Genomic DNA, 20940 nt, shown 5'->3' with positions numbered 1-20940 from the left:
GAAAGTTTAGCTGTCGAGCTGGATGTTGCGGTCCTTGGCCAGCTTGGTCCAGCGCGTGATGTCCTCGCGCATGAACTTGGCGAAGGCCTCGACACTCATGGGCAGGGGCTCCACGGCTTCCACCGAGAGTTTCTCGCGCAGGTCGGGGGCTTTGAGTACCGTGTTGAGGGATTCGTTGAGTTGCTTGACGATGGGGGCGGGCATACCGGCCGGGCCTACGACGCCATACCACTGCATGGCGTCGAAGCCTTTGTAGCCCAGCTCGTCCAGCGTCGGCGTGTCCTTGAGCTGCGGATGTCGTGCGCCGCCGGTCACGGCCAGGGCGCGTACGCGGCCCGAGCGGATGTGCGGCATGGCCGCCGCCAGGCCGGGGAACATGGCGTTGGTCTGGGCGCCGATCAGATCCGTGAAGGCCGGGGCAATGCCGCGGTAGGGGATATGGACCATGAAGGAGTTGATCTGCTGCTTGAACAGCTCCATGGTCAGGTGGGTGAGTGAACCCGCGCCGGCCGAGCCATAGCTCACCTTGCCGGGGTTGGCCTTCAGGTAGGCCACAAATTCCTTGACGTTGTTGACCGGCAGCGCGGCGTTGACCACGAGCACATTGGGCGTGCCGCCGATCATGCCGATGGGCGTGAAGTCCTTGATCGGGTCATAGGGCAGCTTGCGCGTGGCCGGGCTGGTGCCGTGCGTGGCCACATAGCCCTGCAGCAGGGTGTAGCCGTCGGGGGCGGACTTGGCCGTGTTCTGGCAGGCGATCACGCCGCCGCCGCCGCCCTGGTTGTCCACCACAAAGGTCTGGTTCAGTGCCTTGCCCCAGCGCTCGGTCACGGTGCGGCCCACCATGTCGCTGCCACCGCCCGCAGCCACAGGCACGATGTAGCGGATGGGCTTGTTGGGATAGCTTTGCGCGTGCAGCAGGGTGGGGGCCAGCAGCAGGGGGCTTGCGCCCAGCAGGGTACGGCGTTGCATGAGTTGTCTCCGGGTCTGTAAATTGTCTACACTTCTTCGCGTAGTGTAAACATAACGTCCGGGCATTGTGCGCCAGAGCAAGGCGCCCGCCAACCGTAAAAACCACAATGCCTCTGGCTGTGTCCAGGGCAGGCGGATGGCCTGTCCCGGGGGATCCCTGCTATATATTGAGGCCCATGTCGTTCCCCGAGCTGCGCCAGCCCCGCTTCGTCCAGTTGCATCGCGCAGACCCGGCGGCGTTGCGCCAGGAGCTGGTCGCGGGCCTGCAGGCCCAGCCGGCGCAGATCTCGCCCAAGTATTTCTACGACCCTCTGGGCTCCCGCCTGTTCGACGCCATCACCGAACTGCCCGAGTACTACCCCACCCGTACCGAGACCGCGCTGATGCAGGCGCACGGCGCCGCCATCGCCCGGCACCTGCCCCGGGGCGCCACCCTGGTGGACCTGGGCGCGGGCAATTGCGAAAAGGCCGGGCGGCTTTTCGAGCTGCTGCAGCCTGCACGTTATGTGGCGGTGGACATTTCGGTGGACCACCTGCGTCATGCACTGGCCTGCCTGCAGCGGCAGTTCCCGACGCTGGACATGCTGGGCGTGGGGCTGGATTTTTCGGCGCAGCTGAGCTTGCCCGACGAAGTGGGCGCAGGCCCGCGCCTGCTGTTCTACCCGGGCTCGAGCATCGGTAATTTCACGCCCGAGCAGGCGCTGACCTTTCTGCGCCAGGTACGTGCGGCAGCGCAGGGTGGCGGCCTGCTGATCGGGGTGGATCTGGTGAAGCCCCCGGAGGTGCTGGAGCCGGCCTACGACGACGCGCTGGGTGTGACCGCTGCCTTCAACAAGAACCTGCTGCTGCACCTCAACCGTTTGCTGGGCAGCAACTTTGCCCTGCAGGACTGGCAGCACGTGGCCCTCTTCAACGAAACGGCCTCGCGCATCGAGATGCACCTGCAGGCCAGGCATGAGCTCACGGTGCGCTGGTCAGGGGGCGAGCGGCATTTCGCGCGCGGGGAGCGCATCCACACCGAGAATTCCTACAAATACCGCCTGGACAGCTTCCAGGCGCTGCTGGCGGCGGCCGGTTTTGCGCAGGTGCAGGCCTGGACCGACGAGCGCGGCTGGTTCGCCGTGTATTGGGCGCAAGGCTGAGGCGTGGCTCTGCCGCTGGTCCTCATCGTCAGCCCGGCGCTGGCCGATGCCAACAACGGCAACTGGCAGACTGCCTGGCGCTGGTCGCGCTTGCTGGCCGGGCACATGCGCACACAGATCGTCAAGGAGTGGCACCCTGGTGAGCACGCTGAGGCGGCGGCGATGCTGGCCCTGCATGCGCGCCGCAGTGCTGCTTCCATTGCCGCCTGGGCGCAAGCCCACCCGGGGCACGGCCTGGCCGTGGTGCTCACGGGCACCGACCTCTACCGCGACATCCACGAAGACGTGAGCGCCCGCCGTTCGCTGGCGCTGGCGCAGCGGCTGGTGGTGCTGCAGGACCAGGGGTTGCTGGAGTTGTCTGCGCCCTACCGCGAGCGTACGCGTGTGATTTTCCAGTCGACCACCGAGCGGCGTGCGCTGAAGAAAACCCAGCGCCATCTGCGCGCCCTCATGGTGGGCCACCTGCGCGAGGAGAAATCGCCCCAGACTCTGTACGAAGCCGCACACCTGCTGCGGGACCGGCCCGACATCCACATCGACCATATCGGCGAGGCTCTGGACCCGGTGCTGGGCGAGCAGGCGCGCGCCACCATGGCCGCCTGCCCGAACTATCACTGGTTCGGCGGCCTGGACCACGAGGAGGTGCGCCGGCGCATCCAGCGCGCGCACCTCCTCGTGCACGCCAGCCGCATGGAGGGCGGGGCCCATGTGCTGATGGAGGCCGTCTGCTGCGGCACGCCCGTGCTGGCCTCGCGCATTCCCGGCAATGTGGGCATGCTGGGCGCCGACTACGGGGGCTACTTCCCTGTGGGCGATGCGGCGGCGTTGGCGCAGTTGCTCAGACAGTGCAGGGATGAGGCCGACAGGGTTTCCGCCTTGCGGGCACAATGCCAGCTCCGCGCGCCCCTGTTCGCGCCAGCCGCCGAACGCGAGTCTCTGCTCGCACTGCTCCAGGACCTGATATGAACGCCAATACCCTACCCGCCGAACCCCGCCTCACCTCCCTTTCGCATGGCGGCGGCTGCGGTTGCAAGATCGCGCCCGGTGTGCTCTCCGACATTCTCAAAGGCAGCAGCGGTCTGCCCATGCCGCCCGAATTGCTGGTGGGCATCGAGACCGCCGACGACGCGGCGGTCTACCAGCTCAATGACGAGCAGGCACTGATCGCCACCACCGATTTCTTCATGCCCATCGTCGACGATGCCTACGACTTCGGTCGGATCGCCGCCACCAACGCCATCTCCGACGTCTACGCCATGGGCGGCAAGCCCATCATGGCCCTGGCCCTGGTGGGCATGCCCATCAACGTGCTGTCCACCGACACCATCGGCCGCATCCTGGCCGGCGGGCAGGACGTGTGCAAGGCTGCGGGCATCCCCATCGCCGGGGGCCACACCATTGATTCCGTGGAGCCCATCTATGGCCTGGTGGCCTTGGGTCTGGTGCACCCCAAGCGCGTCAAGCGCAATGCCGATGCGCGCGTGGGCGACAGGCTTATCCTGGGCAAGCCCCTGGGTGTCGGCGTGCTCTCGGCCGCGCTCAAGAAGGAAAAACTCGACGCCGCCGGCTACGCGCAGATGATCGCCACCACGACAAAGCTCAACACGCCCGGCCCCGAATTGGCCGAACTGCCTGGCGTGCATGCCTTGACCGATGTGACGGGTTTCGGTCTGGCCGGCCACGGCCTGGAATTGGCGCGCGGCGCGAACTGCACGGTGCAGATCGATTGGGCGCGTGTACCTTTGCTGAATGGCGTGCGCGAACTGGCGGCCCAGGGCATGGTCACCGGCGCATCGGGCCGCAACTGGGCCGGCTACGGCGCTTCCGTCACGCTGCCCTCCGGTTTCGCGGCGGTGGACCAGGCCCTGCTCAGCGACCCGCAGACCAGCGGCGGCCTGCTCGTAAGCTGCACGCCCGAGAGCGTGGCTCAGGTGCTGGCCATCTTCCGCCGCCACGGCTTCGACGCCGCGGCCGAAATCGGCGGGATCACGGACGAGAGCGCCGGTCGCCTGGTCGTTCGCTAGCCCGTCAAGCGGGCCGGTTTGATGACCGGCCAGCCCGGACGCAGCGCAAACCGTTCGTAGTCTTCGAGCGAGAGCGGGGGACTGTACAGATAACCTTGGTAGGCATGGCAGCCCTGCGCGTGCAGGGCCTGCTGCTGTTCGATCGTTTCCACGCCCTCGGCCATGACTTCCAGGCCCAGGCTTTCCGCCAGCACGATCACCATGCGTGCGATGGCAGCGTCGTTGGGGTCCTCCAGGATGTCGCGTACAAAGCTCTGGTCGATTTTGAGCTGGTCCAGCGGCAGGCGCTTGAGGTAGGACAGCGATGAATACCCGGTGCCGAAATCGTCCAACGAGAAACCGACATCACGCGCCTTGAGCGCGGTCATCTTGGCGATCACATCGTCCACGTTGGCGATCAACAGGCTTTCGGTGATTTCCAGCTTGAGCCGCTGCGCCGGTGCGCGGGTGCGTTCCAGCACATCCAGCACCTGCTGGACGAAGTCTTCCTGCTGGAATTGCCGCGGGCTGACGTTGACCGACAGTGTCAGGTGGGCCATGCCCGGCTTGCCGGCCCAGCGCGCCAGTTGCTGGCAGGCCAGCTCCAGGATGGTGGCACCCAGCGGGATGATGAGTCCCGTTTCCTCCGCCAGTGGTATGAACTCGGCCGGTGCCACCATGCCTCTTTCCGGCTGCGCCCAGCGCAGCAGCACCTCGACCCCGGACACCAAGCCCCCGCGCTGCACCTGCGGTTGGTAGTGCAGTGTGAATTCATTGCGCTGCAGAGCCCTGCGCAGGTCGCGCTCCAGGTCCGCGCGTGCCGCCACCATGGCCTGCATGCGCGGGTCGAAGAAGCGGATGGTGTTGCGGCCGGCCGATTTGGCCTGGTACATGGCCAGGTCGGCGCGCTTGAGCGGTTCCTCGATGTTTTCGTGCTGGGCGCCGAACAGGGTCACGCCGATGCTGGGCGTGCTGGAAAAACTCAGCGGACCGATCGCGTAGCTTTCGCCCAGCGCTCCCACGATCTTGCGCCCTACGATCTCGGCCTGTGTGGCCGCCTCGATGGCGTTGTTGCTGAGATCTTCCAGCATGACCACGAACTCGTCGCCCCCAAGCCGCGCGACGGTATCACCTTCACGCACACAGTGCACCAGGCGCGCCCCCACCTGTTGCAGCAGCAGGTCGCCCTTGTCGTGGCCATGGGTGTCGTTGAGGGTCTTGAAATTGTCCAGGTCGATGAAGAGCAGGGCCGCCTGGCGCTGGTGGCGCCCGCTGGACACCATGGCCTGGTCGAGTCGGTCCATCAGCAAGCGGCGGTTGGGCAGGGTGGTCAGAGGGTCGAAGAAGGCCAGGCGCTGGATCTGTTCTTCGGCTGCCTTGCGCTCGGTGATGTCGGTGGTATAGGCCAGGATGCAGGGTTCGCCGTCGAGCTCGATGCGTTCGCCCGCAATGCTGACGTTGCGCAGCTCGCCATTGCGGTGGCGCCAGATGGTTTCAAAGTTCAGCGTTCGCCCGTGGCGCCCCAGCATCTCTGCCCACTGCTGCCGTTGCAGCGGATCCACCCACAGGCCGACCTCGATGGCCGTTTGCCCTTCCATCTCGGCCCGGGCCCAGCCGAAATCACGCTGGAAATTGTCGTTGACGGCCAGGATGCGCCCCTCACTGGCCGTGACGATCGAGGCCGCCACCGGGCTGGAGGTGAAGGCGGTGGCGAACTTGAGTTCGGATTGCTTCAGAACCACATTGGCGCGCTGCACCGCATCGAGTTGCCGACGGTAGGCCCGCACCAGGTAGATCACCATGGCGGCAGCCTGGATGCAGATGAAGATCTGCACGATGCCGTACATGGCCGGTGGGGCCAGCACGACTCGTGGCAACCAGCCTACTGCATCGGCGGCGACCAGGCCGATGGTGCTGGCCACCGTCAATACCGTGGTGATCGCCGCCGCACGTGCGCTGACCAGCCAGCCCAGCAGGAAGATGAGCAGGGGGTGCACGTAGTAGATCGGGGCCTGGATACCGCCGCGAAAGATGGCGATTCCGAGCGTGATGAGCCAGATGCCCGAGACCAGCAGCACGATGGCGGCATGGACCTTGCCCCGTTTGAGCAGCCAGGCCGCGAACAGGGCCAGCACCGACAAGGCAATAGGGCCGTAGGCCCGCGCAATGTGCTCGGGTGTGAAGCCGAGGACGGCGGCCACATAGCAGGTCGAGCCGACCACGATGGTCAGGATGGCGTAACGCAGAAAGGCCTGCGTAGGCTGCCAAGAAAGCATGCTTGCGGCGATTTCCTGTTCGCGCTGATCCGGTGTTGCGGCGGGCTTCACGATGTCGCTTCCCGTGGTCTTGTTGCTGGGGCCGCCGTCCGCGCGTCCTAGTCCAGCAGGGCCTGCGCGAACTCGCGCGCGCTGAAGGTTTCCAGCTCGTCCAGCTTTTCGCCCACGCCGATGAAATACACCGGGATCGGCTTCTCACGTGCAATCGCCGCCAGCACGCCACCCTTGGCCGTGCCGTCGAGCTTGGTGACGATCAGGCCGGTCAGGCCCAGAGCCTCGTCGAAAGCGCGAACCTGGGCCAACGCATTCTGGCCCGTGTTGCCATCGATCACCAGCAGCACCTCGTGGGGTGCGGTTGCATCCGCCTTCTGCACCACACGCTTGATCTTGCGCAGCTCTTCCATCAGGTGCAGTTGCGTAGGCAGGCGCCCGGCCGTGTCCACCAGCACCACGTCCTTGCCGCGGGCCTTGCCGGCGCTGACCGCGTCGAAACACACCGAGGCCGGGTCGCCACCCTCCTGGTGCACGATCTCCACGGTGTTGCGTTCCGCCCAGACCATGAGCTGCTCGCGCGCCGCGGCGCGGAAAGTGTCGGCTGCGGCCAGCAGCACGCTGGCGCCGTTGTTGGAGAGGTGGTGTGTGAGCTTGCCGATGGACGTGGTCTTGCCTGCACCGTTGACACCGGCCACCATGATGACCGTGGGCTGATGCGCACCGATGGCCAGGGGCTTTTCCAGTGGCGCCAGCAGATCGGCCAGTGCATCGACCAGCAGGCCCTTGACAGCAACCGGCTCGGTGGCCTTGCTCTCCTTCACGCGGCGCTTGAGATCGTCCAGCAGGAACTGCGTGGCCGCCACGCCAGTGTCGGCCATGAGCAGCGCTTCTTCGAGTTGCTCGTAGAGCGCCTCGTCGATCTTTGTGCCCGTAAAAACGGTGCTGATGCCAGCGCCGGTCTTGCGCAGACCCGCGCGCAGCTTGCCCAACCAGCCCTGGCGTCCAGGTTCCGTGGGGCCCGGAATCGCTTCCGCAGGGACTTTTTTCTTGAAAAAACTGAACATATGGGGCGTTCTTAGAATCAGAGCATTCTATGAAACGCCTACTCCCCCTGTTTTTCCTCGCCCTGCTGGCTTTGCCAGCCCTGGCCCAGGACGGTCCCCGCGCCCGGCAATACACCCTCCAGAACGGCATGACGCTCATCGTCCAGCCCGACCGGCGCGCCCCCACGGCCGTGCACATGGTCTGGCTGCGTGTGGGGTCCATGGACGAGGTGGACGGCACCAGTGGCGTGGCCCACGTGCTGGAGCACATGCTCTTCAAGGGCACCAACACACTCCAGGCCGGCGAGTTCTCGCGCCGTGTGGCGGCCCTGGGCGGGCGTGAAAACGCCTTCACCAGCACGGACTACACCGGGTATTTCCAGCAGATCCCGGCCAGCCGCCTGGAAGACGTGATGAAGCTGGAGGCCGATCGTTTTGCCCACAACCGCTGGCCCGATGCCGAGTTCAAGAAAGAGATCGAGGTGGTCAAGGAAGAGCGCCGCATGCGCACCGAAGACAACCCGCGTTCCCTGCTGTACGAGACGCTCAATGCCACGGCCTACACGGCCTCGCCCTACCGCCGGCCCATCGTGGGCTGGATGAGTGACCTGGACAGCATGACTCCCGATGACGCACGGGCCTTCTATCGCCAGTGGTACGTGCCGGCCAACGCAGTGATCGTGGTGGTGGGGGATGTGGATCCGGTCCGGGTCAAACGCCTGGCCGACACCTATTACGGGCGCATCACGCCACGCGCCATACCTGTGCGCAAACCGCGTATCGAACCGATGCAGGCCGGTTTGCGCCGTGTGGAAGTCAAGGCCCCGGCCGACCAGGCCTATGTGGCCCTGGCCTTCAAGGTACCGGGCCTGCGCTCCTTCAGCGCCACCGACCCAGCCAACGAGGATGCACTGGCACTCACCGTGCTGGCTGCCGTGCTCGACGGCTACAGCGGCGCGCGTCTGGACCGTAACCTGACCCAGGGTGCCGACCGCGTCGCCGACAGCGCAGGCGCCAGCAACGGCCTGATGGGCCGCGGCCCGCAGATGTTCGTGCTCGACGGCGTGCCCGCTGCGGGCAAGACCGCCGCCCAGGTGGAAGCCGCCTTGCGCGAGCAGGTGGCCCGCGTGGCGCGTGAAGGCATCAGCGCAACTGAACTCGAGCGTGTGAAAACGCAATGGATTGCCAGTGAGGTCTACAAGCGCGACTCGCTCTTCAACCAGGCCCGCGAGATTGGCAGCTACTGGGTGTTGGGCCTGCCGTTGGACACCAACGACCAACTGCTGGCCCGCCTGCGTGGCGTCACGGCTGCCCAGGTGCAGTCCGTGGCGGCACGTTATTTCGGTGATGACCAGCTCACGGTGGCCCACTTGTTGCCCCAGCCACCCGACCCGAACCGTCCGCGCCGCCAGCCCGCCGCCGGTGGTCGTCATTGACGTGGCAACCATGAAAGTCCAAATGATTGCTATTAAAAACGTAGCTGTTGCATTGCTGTTCAGTCTGGCGAGTTTGGCCCAGGCTGGCATTCCCATCCAGCATTGGACCCAGGCCAGCGGCGCCGGCGTCTGGCTGGTGGAGAGCCCCACCGTGCCCATGGTGGACGTGCGCATTGATTTCGACGCCGGCGGCCGGCGCGACCCGGCGGGGCAGTCCGGTCTGGCCAGTGTGAGCGTGGGCCTGATGAGCAAGGGCGTCCGCGCCCAAGGCAGTGATCCGGCGCTCGACGAAAACGCCCTGGGTGAGGCCTGGGCCGATCTGGGTGCCTCCTTCGGCGGCGGTGACAGCGGCGACCGCATGAGCTTCTCCTTGCGCTCTCTGACCTATCCCGACCTGCTGGCCCGCGCGGCGGCCCTGGCCGCACGCCAGCTGGCCGAACCGGCCTACCCGGAAGCCGTCTGGACCCGCGAACGCGAGCGCATGGTGGCCGCCCTGCGCGAAGCCAACACCCGCCCCGCCACCATCGCCGCCCGCAGCTACAACCACGCCGTGTTCGGCAGCCACCCCTACGGGAATGACACCAATGAGCAGACCCTGGCGCGCATCAGCGTGGCCGACATGCAGGCCTGGCATGCGCAGTATCTGAAACCCTGCCGCGCCAAGGTGAGCATCGTGGGGGCCGTCACGCGCGCCCAGGCCGATGTGCTGGTCACGCAGCTGCTGGCACGCCTGCCTGCGGCTGCATGCGAGGCCCTGCCGCCCGTGCCCGAGGTGCAGCCGCTGAGCGCCGCCGCGGAAAAGCTGATCCCTTTTGAATCGGCTCAGGCCCACGTGCTGATCGGCCAGCCCGGCTTCAAGCGCGACGATCCGGACTTCTTCACGCTGACCGTGGGCAACTACATCCTGGGCGGCGGCGGCTTTGTCTCGCGCCTGACCGCCGAGGTGCGCGAGAAGCGTGGCCTGAGCTACAGCGTCTACAGCTACTTCAACCCCGGCCTGCACGCGGGTTCCTTCACCATCGGCCTGCAGACCCGGCCCGACCAAGCGGCCCAGGCCGTGCAGGTGGCGCGCGAAGTGCTGCGCCGTTTTGTCGCCAACGGACCGACCGAAGCCGAGCTCAAGGCTGCGAAAGACAACCTCATCGGCGGTTTCGCCCTGCGCATCGACAACAACCGCAAGCTGCTCGACAACGTGGCCAACATCGCCGCCCACAATCTGCCGCTCGATTACCTCGACACCTGGACCCAGCAGGTGGCCAAGGTCACGGTGGCCGACATCAAGGCCGCCTTCGCACGCAAGCTGCAGCCCGAGCGCATGGTGACCGTGGTGGTGGGAGGCCGTGATGGCAAGTAAGGCACTGGTGAAAAAAGCGAGCGCGAAGCCCGCGACCAAGACGCCGCCCCGCCCGGCCGGTGAGGTGCGCATCATTGGCGGCCAGTGGAAACGCAGCAAGCTGCCCGTGGCCGACAAACCCGGGCTGCGCCCCACACCCGATCGCGTGCGCGAGACTCTCTTCAACTGGCTGGGCCAGGACCTCACAGGTTGGACCTGTGTGGATGTCTTCGCCGGCACCGGCGCTCTCGGTTTCGAAGCCGCCTCACGCGGTGCGAAAGAGGTGACTCTGGTGGAGCAGGACACGGCCCTCGTGACCCAACTCCGCAAGACCAAGGAACAGTTGCAGGCGGATGCCGTGACGGTGCAGCGCGGCGACGGCATCGGCGCGCTCAAAGCCTGGCCGGCCGCCAGTGCAGACCTGGTATTTCTCGATCCGCCTTTTGATGCGGACTTGTTCGATGCCGCACTGCAGGCCGCTGCGCGTGCCGTGGCGGTGGATGGCTACATCTACCTGGAAGCGCCAGGCGCCTGGAATGATGAACAGTTGGCACCGCTGGGGCTCACGCCTTACCGGCATCTGAAGGCCGGTGCGGTACACGCGCATCTCCTACGACGCGCTTGAGGAGCGAGCGCGTGACTCCGAGCGAAATCCAGACCTATTTGCATGAACACATTCCACTGTCTGCGGCGATGCAGGTTCAAGTGGAAGTGGCCAATCCTGATCAAGTCGTCCTGGGCGCGCCTCTGCGTCCGAACATCAATCACAGAGATACGGTTTTCGGTGGCAGCGCGTCGGCACTTGCCATCCTTTCCGCCTGGTCGCTGCTCCACGTCAAGCTGTTGACTGGCGGTTACAAGACACGCCTGGTCATCCAACGCAACGCCATGAGTTATGAACAAGCCATTCTTGGCTACTTCACCGCTCACGCCTCGTCACCGTCCGAAGCGCAATGGAAGGCGTTCACGCGCATGCTTGAGCGCAAAGGCCGCGCCAGAATATCGGTGTCATCCACCCTTGTGTACGAAGGGCAAGATGTCGGACACTTCGAGGGAGAATTTGTTGCCCTCGGAACAGCAGAAATCTGACATCCCTTCCGTCAAGTGTTAGCCGCAGCCAGGTCCCGCCATGACGAAAATCGACTTGAAGAAAGAGCTGAAGCAGCTGTACCAGGCATCAGCCAAGGAGGTTGTGCAGGTGGATGTGCCAGCGCTCACCTTCCTCATGGTCGATGGCCAGGGTGATCCAAACACTACGCCGGAATATGCGCAGGCCATCGAGGCGCTGTATTCCGTTGCCTACACGGCCAAGTTCATGGTCAAGAAGGGGCCCCAGGCAACGGACTACGCGGTCATGCCGCTGGAAGGGTTGTGGTGGGCGGATGACATGTCCGCCTTCATCACCGACGACAGGTCCCGCTGGAAGTGGACCATGATGATCATGCAGCCCAACTTTGTTCCAGGCGAACTCATTTCGGCGGCCATCGCCGAAGTCCGCAAGAAGAAATCTCTGCCTGCCATCGACCGGCTGCGCCTCGAGACCTACGCCGAGGGGACGTGTGCGCAAATCCTGCACGTTGGCCCTTACACCGAAGAAGGTCCCACCATTGAACGCCTGCATGCCTACATCAAGGCCCGGGCGGCCCTGACCGGCAAGCACCATGAGATCTACCTGACGGACATGCGGCGAGCCGATCCCGCCAAGTGGAAAACCATCATTCGCCAGCCTATGCAGTGACGGCTGCCCAAACACCAACCACCACATGACCCCGTCAAATCGGCTTGCAGCTCTGCCCAGACATATCACGGTGCTGGTGGTTGCGTATTTCCTCGCAAGCCTGGCCCACTTCACCCACAACGCCGAGTACATCGCCTACTACCCGGGCATGCCCGGTTGGCTGACGCGTGAGCAGGTCTATGGGGTCTGGTTCGGCATCACGGGCCTAGGCCTGACGGCTTTCGTGCTGCTCCGCTTCGGCGCCCGCACCCTGGCGCTGGGCTTGCTGGGGGCTTATGGTGCCTTCGGCCTGGACGGTCTGGCGCATTACACGCTGGCGCTCTGTTCCGAGCACACCCTGCTGGCCAACCTCACGATCTGGTCCGAGGCCGTCACGGGCCTGCTGCTGCTTCTGGCGACAGCGCTGGTCTTGGTCCGACGCTTTTTTCCTGGCTCGATGAACGGACACACATGAACAAGAACACCTATCCGACGGCCATCCACGCTTCTGCCGCACCGGCGCGCGTGAAGCCCTCCAACTACCCCGAGCCCTTTGCCTCGCGGATGACCGGCCGGCAGAAGCAGCCACTCGGTGATCTTTTCGGCCTGGGCAACTTCGGCGTCAACCTCACGCGCCTGGCCCCCGGGGCCGTTTCGGCCCTGCGGCACGCGCACACGAAACAGGATGAGTTCATCTACATCCTGCAAGGCAACCCCACGCTGCACACCGATGAGGGGATGACGCCCCTGTCACCCGGCATGTGCGCGGGCTTCAAGGCGGGGACGGGCAACGGGCACCGCCTGATGAATGAAACTTCGCAAGAGGTGGTGTACCTCGAAATTGGCGACCGGACACCAGGTGACCAGGGCAGCTACCCGGACGACGATCTCCAGGCCCTGCTGGTCGACGGGCAGTGGAAGTTCGTGCACAAGGACGGCAGGCCCTATTAGGATACAGGCTTGCTGCAAGGACCAGTCAGAGGAGAACCAGCCATGACCGTTCACATCGTCCGCCTCGGCAGCCCGCGCCTGCCCGATGAAGGCACCCGCATCGGCACCGTACGCCGCCCACCGCGCGGCGTGCCCAAGACGGAATTTGCGCGCCAGAACTGGTACGACGTCTGGTTTCCCAACCTGGCGCCCAGTGTGGAGACCATGAAGCTGGGGCAGGAGGCAGAGACCCCCGCGCAGTGGAAGGCCTTCACCCAGCGTTACCGTAAGGAGATGGCCGCCCCCGAGGCCAGCCACGCCTTGGCTCTCTTGGCCACGCTCTCGCAGCAAAGCCATTTTTCCGTGGGCTGCTACTGCGAGGACGAGTCGCATTGCCACCGCTCGGTGCTGCGCGAACTGTTGAAGGAACACGGAGCCCGGGTGGCGGGCTGAACCGGGAGTCGGATGCGTTACGCCGCCTTCTTTCGCAACCTGAACCTCGGGCGCGCCCGCTGCCCGAACAAGACCCAGTTCGAGCAGGCCTTTCTGGAGGCTGGCGCGCGGGAGGCGGCTTCTTTCCTGACGAATGGCACGCTGGTGTTTGCCGCCGGTGCGCGCGCCAGCCCACAGCGTCTGCTGCAGCGGGCCAGCAAGCTGCTCGAGGCCAGTTGCGGCCTGGTCGAGCCCGGTTTCATCCGTTCCCTGCCCGAGCTTATCCAGTTGCTCGCCACTGAGCCTTTTGCCGCCGTGGACCGAAGCTCCGTCTATGAATGCTGCGTGTCCTTTCTGCACCCGGATGCTCAGCCGCCGGGCACGGTACCGCTGATGTCCAGCCGCGGGGACGTGGAAGTGCTGCGCTTCACGGCGGGCGAGGCGCTGAGCCTGAGCCGCAAGATCGGCAAGTCGCCCGGCAGCCCCAATGCCTTCCTGGAAAAGCTGTTGGGCCTGCCGGCCACCACACGAAGCTGGAGCACCGTCACCCGCCTGGTCGGCAAGTTCGGCTGAGCCAGGGGGCTTTCTGTCGCGCACGTTGCAGAGTGCGGCGGCCCCCAGGCTCTAGGATCTGCGCATGAAAAAAATCCTGCGTTTCCTCGCTTACGTCGTGCTGGCCCTGGTCCTGCTGGTGGCCGCTTTCATCGCCTGGTCCTGGGCGCCCGATGTCCCGGTTGATCAGCTCAAGGCCCGTTGGGCGCAGCCGCCCTCGCAGTTCATCGACGTGGAGGGCCTGCAGGTGCACCTGCGCGACGAGGGGCCACGTGATGATCCGCTGCCCATCGTGCTGGTGCACGGTACCGCGGCCAGCCTGCACACCTGGGAGGGCTGGGCCAGCGAGCTCAGGAAGACGCGCCGTGTGATCCGTTTCGATCTGCCGGGTTTCGGCCTGACCGGACCGAATGCAGCCAACGATTATTCGATCGACGTCTATGTGCGTTTCGTCACCGCGCTGCTGGACCAACTGGGTGTGCAGCGTTTTGTCATCGCGGGCAACAGCCTTGGCGGCGAGGTGGCGTGGGCCGTGGCGCATGCGCAGCCGCAACGCGTGGCCAAGCTGATCCTGGTGGACGCGGCGGGCTATTGGTACGAACCCAAATCGGTGCCGCTGGGTTTCCGCCTCGCGGGCATGCCGGCCCTCCGTCCGTTGATGGCCAATATGCTGCCGCCGGGGCTGATCGAGAAATCCGTGCGCAACGTCTATGGCGACCCCGCGCGCGTCACGCCGGAACTGGTGGCGCTGTACACCGATATCACCCGACGCGAGGGCAACCGGGCGGCTCTACGTCAGCGCCTGGCCCAGCGCAACACCGGGCGCGAGCAGGACATCAAGGCGCTTAAGCTGCCCACGCTCATCCTCTGGGGCGGGCAGGACCGGCTGATCCCACCGGTCTATGCCCAGCGTTTTGCCGCCGACATTACCGGCTCGAAACTGGTGATGTTCGATGCCCTGGGCCATGTGCCGCAGGAGGAGGATCCGGTGGCGACGCTGGCGGCTGTACAGGCATTCTTGCGCTGATTTCTTCTGCGCAATATGGAGGCCTACACCTCAATGTTGTAGCTTTGACATAACAAACCCTGCGGGTAGTTGTTAGCGTCCGCCGCAATATCGAAATTCACACTTCGATGTTGTCAATCAGTCGGGTCGTGCCGAGCTTGGCCGCGCCGAGCACGACGAGGCGGTCGGCGTGCGTCAGATCGTCGGCCTGTGGGGGCTGCAGGTCGTGGCGTCGCCGCACGGTCATGTAGTCGGGTTTCCAGCCGCGGTGGGCCAGGGTGTGCATGGCGTGCTGCTCCAGGGCGGCGATGTTGTGCTCGCCGTTCTGCAGCGCGACGATCATGCCCTTGAGGGTGCGCGAGAGCTGCACGGCCTCGGCGCGCTCTGAGGCGCTCAGGTAGCCATTGCGTGAGGACAGGGCCAGGCCGCTGTCGGCGCGCAGGGTGGCGCCGGTGACGATCTCGATGGGCAGGCCGAGCTGGGCCACCATGCGACGGATCACCATCTGCTGCTGGTAGTCCTTGGCGCCAAACAGGGCCACACGCGGTTGCACGATGTTGAAGAGCTTGAGCACCACGGTGCACACGCCTGTGAAGAAGCCGGGGCGGAAATGGCCTTCGAGGATGTCGGCCAGCTCGGCGGGCGGCTGCACCTTGTAGCCCTGGGGCTCGGGGTAGAGCTCTTGTTCGCTGGGCGCGAAAACCACGTCACAACCCGCAGCTTCCAGCTTCTGGCAATCGGCCTCCAGCGTGCGTGGATAGGTGCCGAAGTCCTCATGCGGCAGGAACTGCAGGCGGTTCACGAAGATGCTGACCACGGTCACATCACCCAGCGGCTTGGCCTGCTTGACCAGTGCAATGTGTCCGTCGTGCAGATTGCCCATGGTGGGCACGAAGGCCGGGCGCCCGAAGTTGGCGAGGTGCGCGCGCAGCTCTGTGATGGTGTGGATGACTTTCATCGACGCGTCTTCACCAGGCGTGTTGGGCGTTGACGGGGAAGGTGCCTTCCTTGACGGCCTTCACATAGGCTTCCATGGCGCCACGTACGCTGCCGGCGTCGGCCATGAAGTTGTGCACGAACTTGGCCATCTTGCCCAGGTTCATGCCCAGCATGTCGTGCAGCACCAGTACCTGGCCCGCGCAGTCCACGCCGGCACCGATGCCGATGGTGGCGCAGCGCGGCATGGCCAGCGTGATGTCGGCCGAGAGGGCCGCGGGCACCATCTCCAGCACCAGCAGGCTGGCGCCGGCGTCCTGCAGTTCGAGCGCGTGGCGCTTGAGCGTGGCGGCAGCTTCGTCGCCGCGGCCCTGAACGCGGTAGCCGCCGAGTGCGTGCACGGTCTGCGGTGTCAGACCCAGATGGGCGCAGACGGGGATGCCGCGCTCGACCAGAAAGCGCGTGACTTCGGCCGTCCAGCCGCCACCTTCGATCTTGACCATGTGGGCGCCGGCCTGCATGAGCACGGAGGCGTTGCGGAAGGCCTGTTCCTTCGATTCATGGAAGGTGCCGTAGGGCATGTCACCGATGACCCAGGCCGTGCCCTGCACGCGGCGGATGCCGCGTGTGACGCTCTCGACGTGGTAGCGCATGGTCTCCAGCGTCACGCCCACGGTACTAGAGAGGCCCTGGCAGACCATGCCCAGCGAGTCGCCGATCAGGATGCATTCCACGCCGGCCGCATCGGCCGTGGCCGCGAAGGTCGCGTCGTAGGCCGTGAGCATGGTGATCTTCTCGCCGCGCGCGTGCATTTCCTGCAGGCGCGGCAGGCTGACGGGTTTGCGCGTGGCCAGCGGGCTGGCCGGGGGCAGGGTGCCGTAGGGAGAGGCGCCGTTGTTGGGGGTGGAGGTCGGGTCGCTCACGGTGGTCTCCAGTCTCGTTGGGGTGAGAAAAAGCTCAGGTCTTGCCGGGCGGTTGCTGGGCCGGGCTCATGCCCAGGCGTTGCAGCAGTTGCACGTCGGCTTCGGTGTCGGGGTTGCCGGTGACCAGCAGCTTGTCGCCATAGAAGATGGAGTTGGCGCCAGCCAGGAAACACAGGGCCTGGACACCGTCACCCATCTGCTGGCGGCCGGCCGAGAGGCGCACACGCGCCTTGGGCATGGTGATACGCGCCACGGCGATGGTGCGCACGAATTCGAAGGGGTCCAGCGGCGCCTGGTCAGCCAGCGGGGTGCCTTCAACACGCACGAGGTTGTTGATGGGCACGGATTCGGGGTAGGGGTCGAGGTTGGCCAGCTCGGCAATCAGGCCGGCGCGGTGGCGCACGGTCTCGCCCATGCCCACGATGCCACCCGAGCAGACCTTGACACCGGCACCGCGAACGCGGGCCAGGGTGTCCAGGCGGTCCTGGTAGTCGCGCGTGGAGACGATGTCACCGTAGAACTCGGGGGCGGTGTCGAGGTTGTGGTTGTAGAAGTCCAGGCCCGCGTCACGCAGCTGTTCGGCGTGACCCTCTTCGAGCATGCCCAGGGTGGCGCAGGTCTCCATGCCCAGGCCCTTCACACCACGCACGAGTTCGGCGACTTTCTCGATGTCGCGGTCCTTGGGGGCACGCCAGGCGGCACCCATGCAGAAGCGGGTGGCGCCCGCGTCCTTGGCGCGTTGGGCCGCGAACAGCACTTCTTCCAGCTCCATGAGCTTGCTGGCCTTGACGCCGGTGTCGAATTCGGCCGACTGCGGGCAGTAGCCGCAGTTCTCGGGACAGCCGCCGGTCTTGACGGAGAGCAGGGTGGCGAACTCGACCTTGGTCGGGTCGAAATGTTCGCGGTGCACGATCTGCGCGCGGTAGAGCAGTTCGGGGAAGGGCAGCTGGAACAGCGCTTCGATGGCGTCCACGCTCCAGCGCTCGGCCTTGGGATGTACAGGCGCCTTGGGGGCGCGGTGCAGGGTGATGGTCTGTTCGGTCATGGCGTTTCCTCGGCTCCGGTTTCAGGCGCTGTCGCCGCCGTGGTGGTCGGCGTGCACCGGCTCGTGTGCGGCCTGCACGGGGATGTGGCTGCGCTGTTCCTTGATGCGGTTCTTGTCGTCCACGAAGACCAGCTTGGGCTCGAAACCCTTGCACTTCTCTTCGGGCACCTGGGCGAAGGCCGCGATGATGAGCAGGTCGCCCACGGCGGCGCGGCGCGCGGCCGAGCCGTTGACGGAGATGATGCCGGAGCCGCGCTCACCGCGGATGGCGTAGGTGATGAAACGCTCGCCATTGTTGATGTTCCAGATGTGAACCTGTTCGTTCTCCATCAGATTGGCGGCTTCCAGCAGGTTCTCGTCGATGGCGCAGGAACCCTCGTAGTGCAGTTCGCAGTCGGTGACGGTGGCGCGATGGATCTTGGATTTGAGCAGGGTGCGGTACATGGCGTGGCTCCTCAGTGCGCGGGCGGCACCAGGATGGTGGGGTTGGCTGTGGCGGCTGTGGCGGGATAGTCGCGGCTGAAATGCAGGCCGCGGCTTTCATGGCGTGATTGTGCGCTGCGCACGATCAGGTCTGCAACCTGCACGAGGTTGCGCAACTCCAGCAGGTCACGGGTGACATGGAAGCTGGAATAGAACTCCTGGATTTCCGAGCGCAGCAGATCGATGCGGTGCGCGGCGCGTTCCAGGCGCTTGTTGGTCCGCACGATGCCCACGTAGTCCCACATGAAACGACGCAACTCGTCCCAGTTGTGCGAAATGACCACGGCCTCATCGGCGTCGGTCACGCGGCTGTCGTCCCAGGCCGGCAGGGCGGGCGGCGCAGCGGTCTTTTCGCGGGTGATGGAGAGGGAGGCGGCACGCGCGTAGACCATGCATTCCACCAGGGAGTTGCTGGCCAGACGGTTGGCGCCGTGCAAGCCGGTGTAGGCGGTCTCGCCCACGGCGTACAGGCCCTGCAGGTCGGTGCGGCCGTCCAGGTCGGTGACTACGCCGCCGCAGGTGTAGTGCGCGGCCGGCACCACGGGGATGGGCTGCTTGGCCATGTCGATGCCCAGCTCCAGGCAGCGCGCGTAGATGGTGGGGAAGTGCTCCAGCAGGAAGGCCTTGGGCTGGTGCGAGATGTCCAGGTGCACGCAGTCCAGACCGCGCTTTTTCATCTCGAAGTCGATGGCGCGGGCCACCACGTCGCGCGGAGCCAGTTCCGCGCGCTCGTCGTGCGCGGGCATGAAGCGTGTGCCGTCGGGCAGGATGAGCCTGCCGCCTTCGCCGCGCACGGCTTCGCTGATCAGGTAGGACTTGGCGTCCGGGTGGTAGAGACAGGTGGGATGGAACTGGATGAATTCCATATTGCCCACACGGCAGCCGGCGCGCCAGGCCGCAGCGATGCCGTCGCCGGTGGCTGTGTCGGGGTTGGTGGTGTAGAGGTAGACCTTGCCGGCGCCGCCCGTGGCCAGGATGGTGTGCGGCGCGCTGAAGGTGTCCACCACGTCGGTGACCTCGTTCAGGGCGTACAGGCCCAGGCAGCGCTGACCGGGCAGGCCCAGCTTGGCGCTGGTGATCAGGTCCACCAGCATGTGGTGTTCGAACAGGGTGATGCTGGGTGTGGCCCGCACCTTCTTCATCAGCGTGTCCTGCACGGCTGCGCCGGTGGCGTCGGTCACGTGCACGATGCGTCGTTCGCTGTGGCCGCCTTCGCGCGTGAGGTGCAGGTGGCCGTGTTCCTGCGAGAAGGGCACGCCCAGGTCCTGCAGCCAGCGGATGCTCACGGGGGCTTGCTCAACGACAAAACGCGTGGCGTCCACGTCGCACAGGCCGGCGCCGGCCACCAGGGTGTCCTGCACATGCGATTCCAGGGTGTCGCCTTCGCCCATGACGGCGGCGATGCCGCCCTGGGCCCAGCGGCTGGAGCCGTCGTTGAGCAGGCGTTTGGTGATGACCGCCACGCGGTGCGTGGGCGCCAGGTGCAGGGCGGCGCTCAGGCCTGCCAGGCCGCTGCCGACGATGAGGACGTCAAAGGAGTGGGATGCCGGCGACACGGGTGTTCAGGGGAGTAGGAGGGGGATCAGGCGGGTGTGTAGGCCAGCCGCACGTAGATGGGGGCAAAGGCCTCGGCCTGGGTGATGTCGATCAGGGTTTCCTTGGCCAGCTCCAGCAGGGCGATGAAGGTCACCACCAGCAGGGGCACGCCTTTGGACGGATCGAACAGGTGTTCGAACTCGACGAATTTCTGGCCCTGCAGCTGGCGCAGCACGATGCTCATGTGTTCGCGCACCGACAACTCCTCGCGGGAGATCTTGTGGTGCTGCACGAGCTTGGCGCGCTTGAGGATGTCGGCCCAGGCCTCCTGCAGGTCCACCACGTGCACGTCGGGGAAACGCGGCTGCAGCGACTGCTCGATGTAGACCTGGGCTTTGAGGAAGTCACGCCCGTACTGCGGCAGGTTGCCCAGCTGTGCGGCGGCGATCTTGATCTGCTCGTATTCGAGCAGGCGACGCACCAGCTCGGCGCGCGGGTCCTCGGCCTCTTCGCCCTCCGCCGCCTTCTTGGGCGGCAGCAGCATGCGCGACTTGATCTCGATCAGCATGGCGGCCATCAACAGGTACTCGGCGGCCAGTTCCAGGTTGCGGTCGCGGACCTGGTCCACATAGGTCAGGTACTGGCGCGTGACCGCGGCCATGGGGATGTCGAGGATGTTGAAGTTCTGCTTGCGGATCAGGTAGAGCAGCAGGTCCAGCGGGCCTTCGAAGGCTTCGAGGAAAACCTCCAGCGCATCCGGCGGGATGTACAGATCCTGCGGCATGGCAAACAGCGGCTCGCCATACAGGCGTGCCACAGCCACGTGGTCCACCACCTGGGGCATGACCGCGGCGTGCGGGGCCTCGGCGGCGGGCAGGCCGGCGCTGTCGTGGGGGTCGCTCATCAAGAAGGCTGGTTCGCGGGCGGGGCCCGTCGATTACTTGGTGCCGCTGGTCTGGTAGACGTAGGGCGTCTGCGCCACGCGGGCGGACTGGTAGCCCTCCTGCGCCTGGCGGTCCACGGCCTTGTCCCAGAGCAGCTCGCGGCCCTGGCGCTGGCGGGCTTCCAGATCCGGCTTGGCGGTCTTGAGCTGGTTGATGAACTGGGTGGCGTCGGACTGGTAGTCAGGGCGGCGGAAGAGATGCATGGGGCTAAACCTTGTCGACAGGAACCGGCCATTT

At 65.7% G+C, this 20940-nt stretch carries 23 protein-coding genes; 13 read left to right on the top strand and 10 right to left on the bottom strand.

Annotated elements, in window-relative coordinates; genetic code table 11:
• Positions 1-6: 6 nt before the first annotated feature.
• Positions 7-972, bottom strand: coding sequence for a Bug family tripartite tricarboxylate transporter substrate binding protein (locus AC07NT_RS12510; protein WP_498598717.1), 966 nt, complete (start codon positions 970-972; stop codon positions 7-9).
• A gap of 176 nt (positions 973-1148) precedes the next feature.
• Between AC07NT_RS12510 and egtD the strand changes: the two genes are divergently transcribed.
• From egtD to selD, 3 genes are read left to right on the top strand one after another with little or no spacing between them, the layout of a single operon-like run.
• On the top strand, positions 1149-2114 hold the full coding sequence (gene egtD / locus AC07NT_RS12505) for an L-histidine N(alpha)-methyltransferase (RefSeq protein ID WP_498598718.1): 966 nt from the start codon (positions 1149-1151) through the stop codon (positions 2112-2114).
• A 3-nt stretch (positions 2115-2117) separates the two neighbouring features.
• Positions 2118-3080, top strand: a complete 963-nt coding sequence (senB, locus tag AC07NT_RS12500; RefSeq protein ID WP_498598719.1) for a selenoneine biosynthesis selenosugar synthase SenB — start codon at positions 2118-2120, stop codon at positions 3078-3080.
• Positions 3077-4138 carry a selenide, water dikinase SelD gene (selD, locus tag AC07NT_RS12495; protein WP_498598720.1) on the top strand — a complete coding sequence of 354 codons (1062 nt, stop codon included), beginning with the start codon at positions 3077-3079 and terminating at the stop codon, positions 4136-4138. The genes senB and selD overlap by 4 nt, the downstream gene beginning before the upstream one ends.
• Here the strand turns inward: selD and AC07NT_RS12490 are convergent.
• Together AC07NT_RS12490 and ftsY are read right to left on the bottom strand one after the other, a co-directional pair.
• Positions 4135-6393 (bottom strand): putative bifunctional diguanylate cyclase/phosphodiesterase, encoded by a 2259-nt coding sequence (locus tag AC07NT_RS12490; protein WP_498598721.1) that lies wholly within the window; start codon positions 6391-6393, stop codon positions 4135-4137. The genes selD and AC07NT_RS12490 overlap by 4 nt on opposite strands.
• A 98-nt stretch (positions 6394-6491) precedes the next feature.
• Complete coding sequence (gene ftsY, locus AC07NT_RS12485) at positions 6492-7451, bottom strand: signal recognition particle-docking protein FtsY (protein ID WP_498598722.1); 960 nt, start codon at positions 7449-7451, stop codon at positions 6492-6494.
• Between the two features lie 29 nt (positions 7452-7480).
• Here ftsY and AC07NT_RS12480 point away from each other — a divergent pair, with 29 nt between their 5' ends.
• The 10 genes from AC07NT_RS12480 (at position 7481) to AC07NT_RS12435 (ending at position 14857) form a co-directional block, all read left to right on the top strand.
• Entirely contained in the window at positions 7481-8866 is a 1386-nt protein-coding gene (locus AC07NT_RS12480) for a M16 family metallopeptidase (RefSeq protein ID WP_498598723.1), read from the top strand.
• Between the two features lie 22 nt (positions 8867-8888).
• The gene (locus AC07NT_RS12475) at positions 8889-10220 is read left to right on the top strand and encodes a M16 family metallopeptidase (protein WP_498598724.1); all 1332 of its coding nucleotides are present in this window, start codon (positions 8889-8891) and stop codon (positions 10218-10220) included.
• Positions 10210-10824, top strand: a complete 615-nt coding sequence (gene rsmD / locus AC07NT_RS12470) for a 16S rRNA (guanine(966)-N(2))-methyltransferase RsmD (RefSeq protein WP_498598725.1) — start codon at positions 10210-10212, stop codon at positions 10822-10824. Before AC07NT_RS12475 ends, rsmD begins: the two co-directional genes overlap by 11 nt.
• An 11-nt stretch (positions 10825-10835) precedes the next feature.
• Positions 10836-11288 (top strand): YiiD C-terminal domain-containing protein, encoded by a 453-nt coding sequence (locus AC07NT_RS12465; protein WP_498598726.1) that lies wholly within the window; start codon positions 10836-10838, stop codon positions 11286-11288.
• Between the two features lie 40 nt (positions 11289-11328).
• On the top strand, positions 11329-11937 hold the full coding sequence (locus AC07NT_RS12460; protein ID WP_498598727.1) for a GyrI-like domain-containing protein: 609 nt from the start codon (positions 11329-11331) through the stop codon (positions 11935-11937).
• A 25-nt stretch (positions 11938-11962) separates the two neighbouring features.
• Complete coding sequence (locus AC07NT_RS12455; protein ID WP_498598728.1) at positions 11963-12391, top strand: hypothetical protein; 429 nt, start codon at positions 11963-11965, stop codon at positions 12389-12391.
• Positions 12388-12867 (top strand): cupin domain-containing protein, encoded by a 480-nt coding sequence (locus tag AC07NT_RS12450; protein WP_498598729.1) that lies wholly within the window; start codon positions 12388-12390, stop codon positions 12865-12867. The genes AC07NT_RS12455 and AC07NT_RS12450 overlap by 4 nt, the downstream gene beginning before the upstream one ends.
• A 42-nt stretch (positions 12868-12909) precedes the next feature.
• The gene (locus AC07NT_RS12445; protein WP_498598730.1) at positions 12910-13299 is read left to right on the top strand and encodes a DUF488 domain-containing protein; all 390 of its coding nucleotides are present in this window, start codon (positions 12910-12912) and stop codon (positions 13297-13299) included.
• A 12-nt stretch (positions 13300-13311) separates the two neighbouring features.
• Positions 13312-13851 (top strand): DUF1697 domain-containing protein, encoded by a 540-nt coding sequence (locus AC07NT_RS12440; protein WP_498598731.1) that lies wholly within the window; start codon positions 13312-13314, stop codon positions 13849-13851.
• Positions 13852-13915: 64 nt separating this feature from the next.
• On the top strand, positions 13916-14857 hold the full coding sequence (locus AC07NT_RS12435; protein ID WP_498598732.1) for an alpha/beta fold hydrolase: 942 nt from the start codon (positions 13916-13918) through the stop codon (positions 14855-14857).
• 97 nt (positions 14858-14954) lie between these two features.
• On the opposite strand, the gene panC is transcribed toward AC07NT_RS12435, so the two are convergent.
• The 7 genes from panC to AC07NT_RS12400 are packed head-to-tail and all read right to left on the bottom strand — an operon-like array spanning position 14955 to position 20906.
• Positions 14955-15794, bottom strand: a complete 840-nt coding sequence (gene panC / locus AC07NT_RS12430) for a pantoate--beta-alanine ligase (protein WP_498598733.1) — start codon at positions 15792-15794, stop codon at positions 14955-14957.
• 10 nt (positions 15795-15804) lie between these two features.
• A complete protein-coding gene (panB, locus tag AC07NT_RS12425; RefSeq protein ID WP_498598734.1) occupies positions 15805-16695 on the bottom strand; it encodes a 3-methyl-2-oxobutanoate hydroxymethyltransferase in 891 nt (296 codons plus the stop codon).
• A 34-nt stretch (positions 16696-16729) separates the two neighbouring features.
• Positions 16730-17740, bottom strand: a complete 1011-nt coding sequence (gene bioB / locus AC07NT_RS12420) for a biotin synthase BioB (protein ID WP_498598735.1) — start codon at positions 17738-17740, stop codon at positions 16730-16732.
• Between the two features lie 21 nt (positions 17741-17761).
• The gene (gene panD / locus AC07NT_RS12415; protein WP_498598736.1) at positions 17762-18184 is read right to left on the bottom strand and encodes an aspartate 1-decarboxylase; all 423 of its coding nucleotides are present in this window, start codon (positions 18182-18184) and stop codon (positions 17762-17764) included.
• Between the two features lie 11 nt (positions 18185-18195).
• Entirely contained in the window at positions 18196-19779 is a 1584-nt protein-coding gene (nadB, locus tag AC07NT_RS12410) for an L-aspartate oxidase (RefSeq protein ID WP_498598737.1), read from the bottom strand.
• Positions 19780-19805: 26 nt separating this feature from the next.
• Entirely contained in the window at positions 19806-20663 is an 858-nt protein-coding gene (locus AC07NT_RS12405) for a segregation and condensation protein A (protein ID WP_498598738.1), read from the bottom strand.
• A 33-nt stretch (positions 20664-20696) separates the two neighbouring features.
• Complete coding sequence (locus AC07NT_RS12400; RefSeq protein WP_498598739.1) at positions 20697-20906, bottom strand: DUF3460 family protein; 210 nt, start codon at positions 20904-20906, stop codon at positions 20697-20699.
• Positions 20907-20940: the final 34 nt, after the last annotated feature.

The organism is Hylemonella sp. GW821-FHT10B10 (genome assembly GCF_059415585.1).
This window is presented reverse-complemented; position numbering and strand designations above follow the sequence as displayed.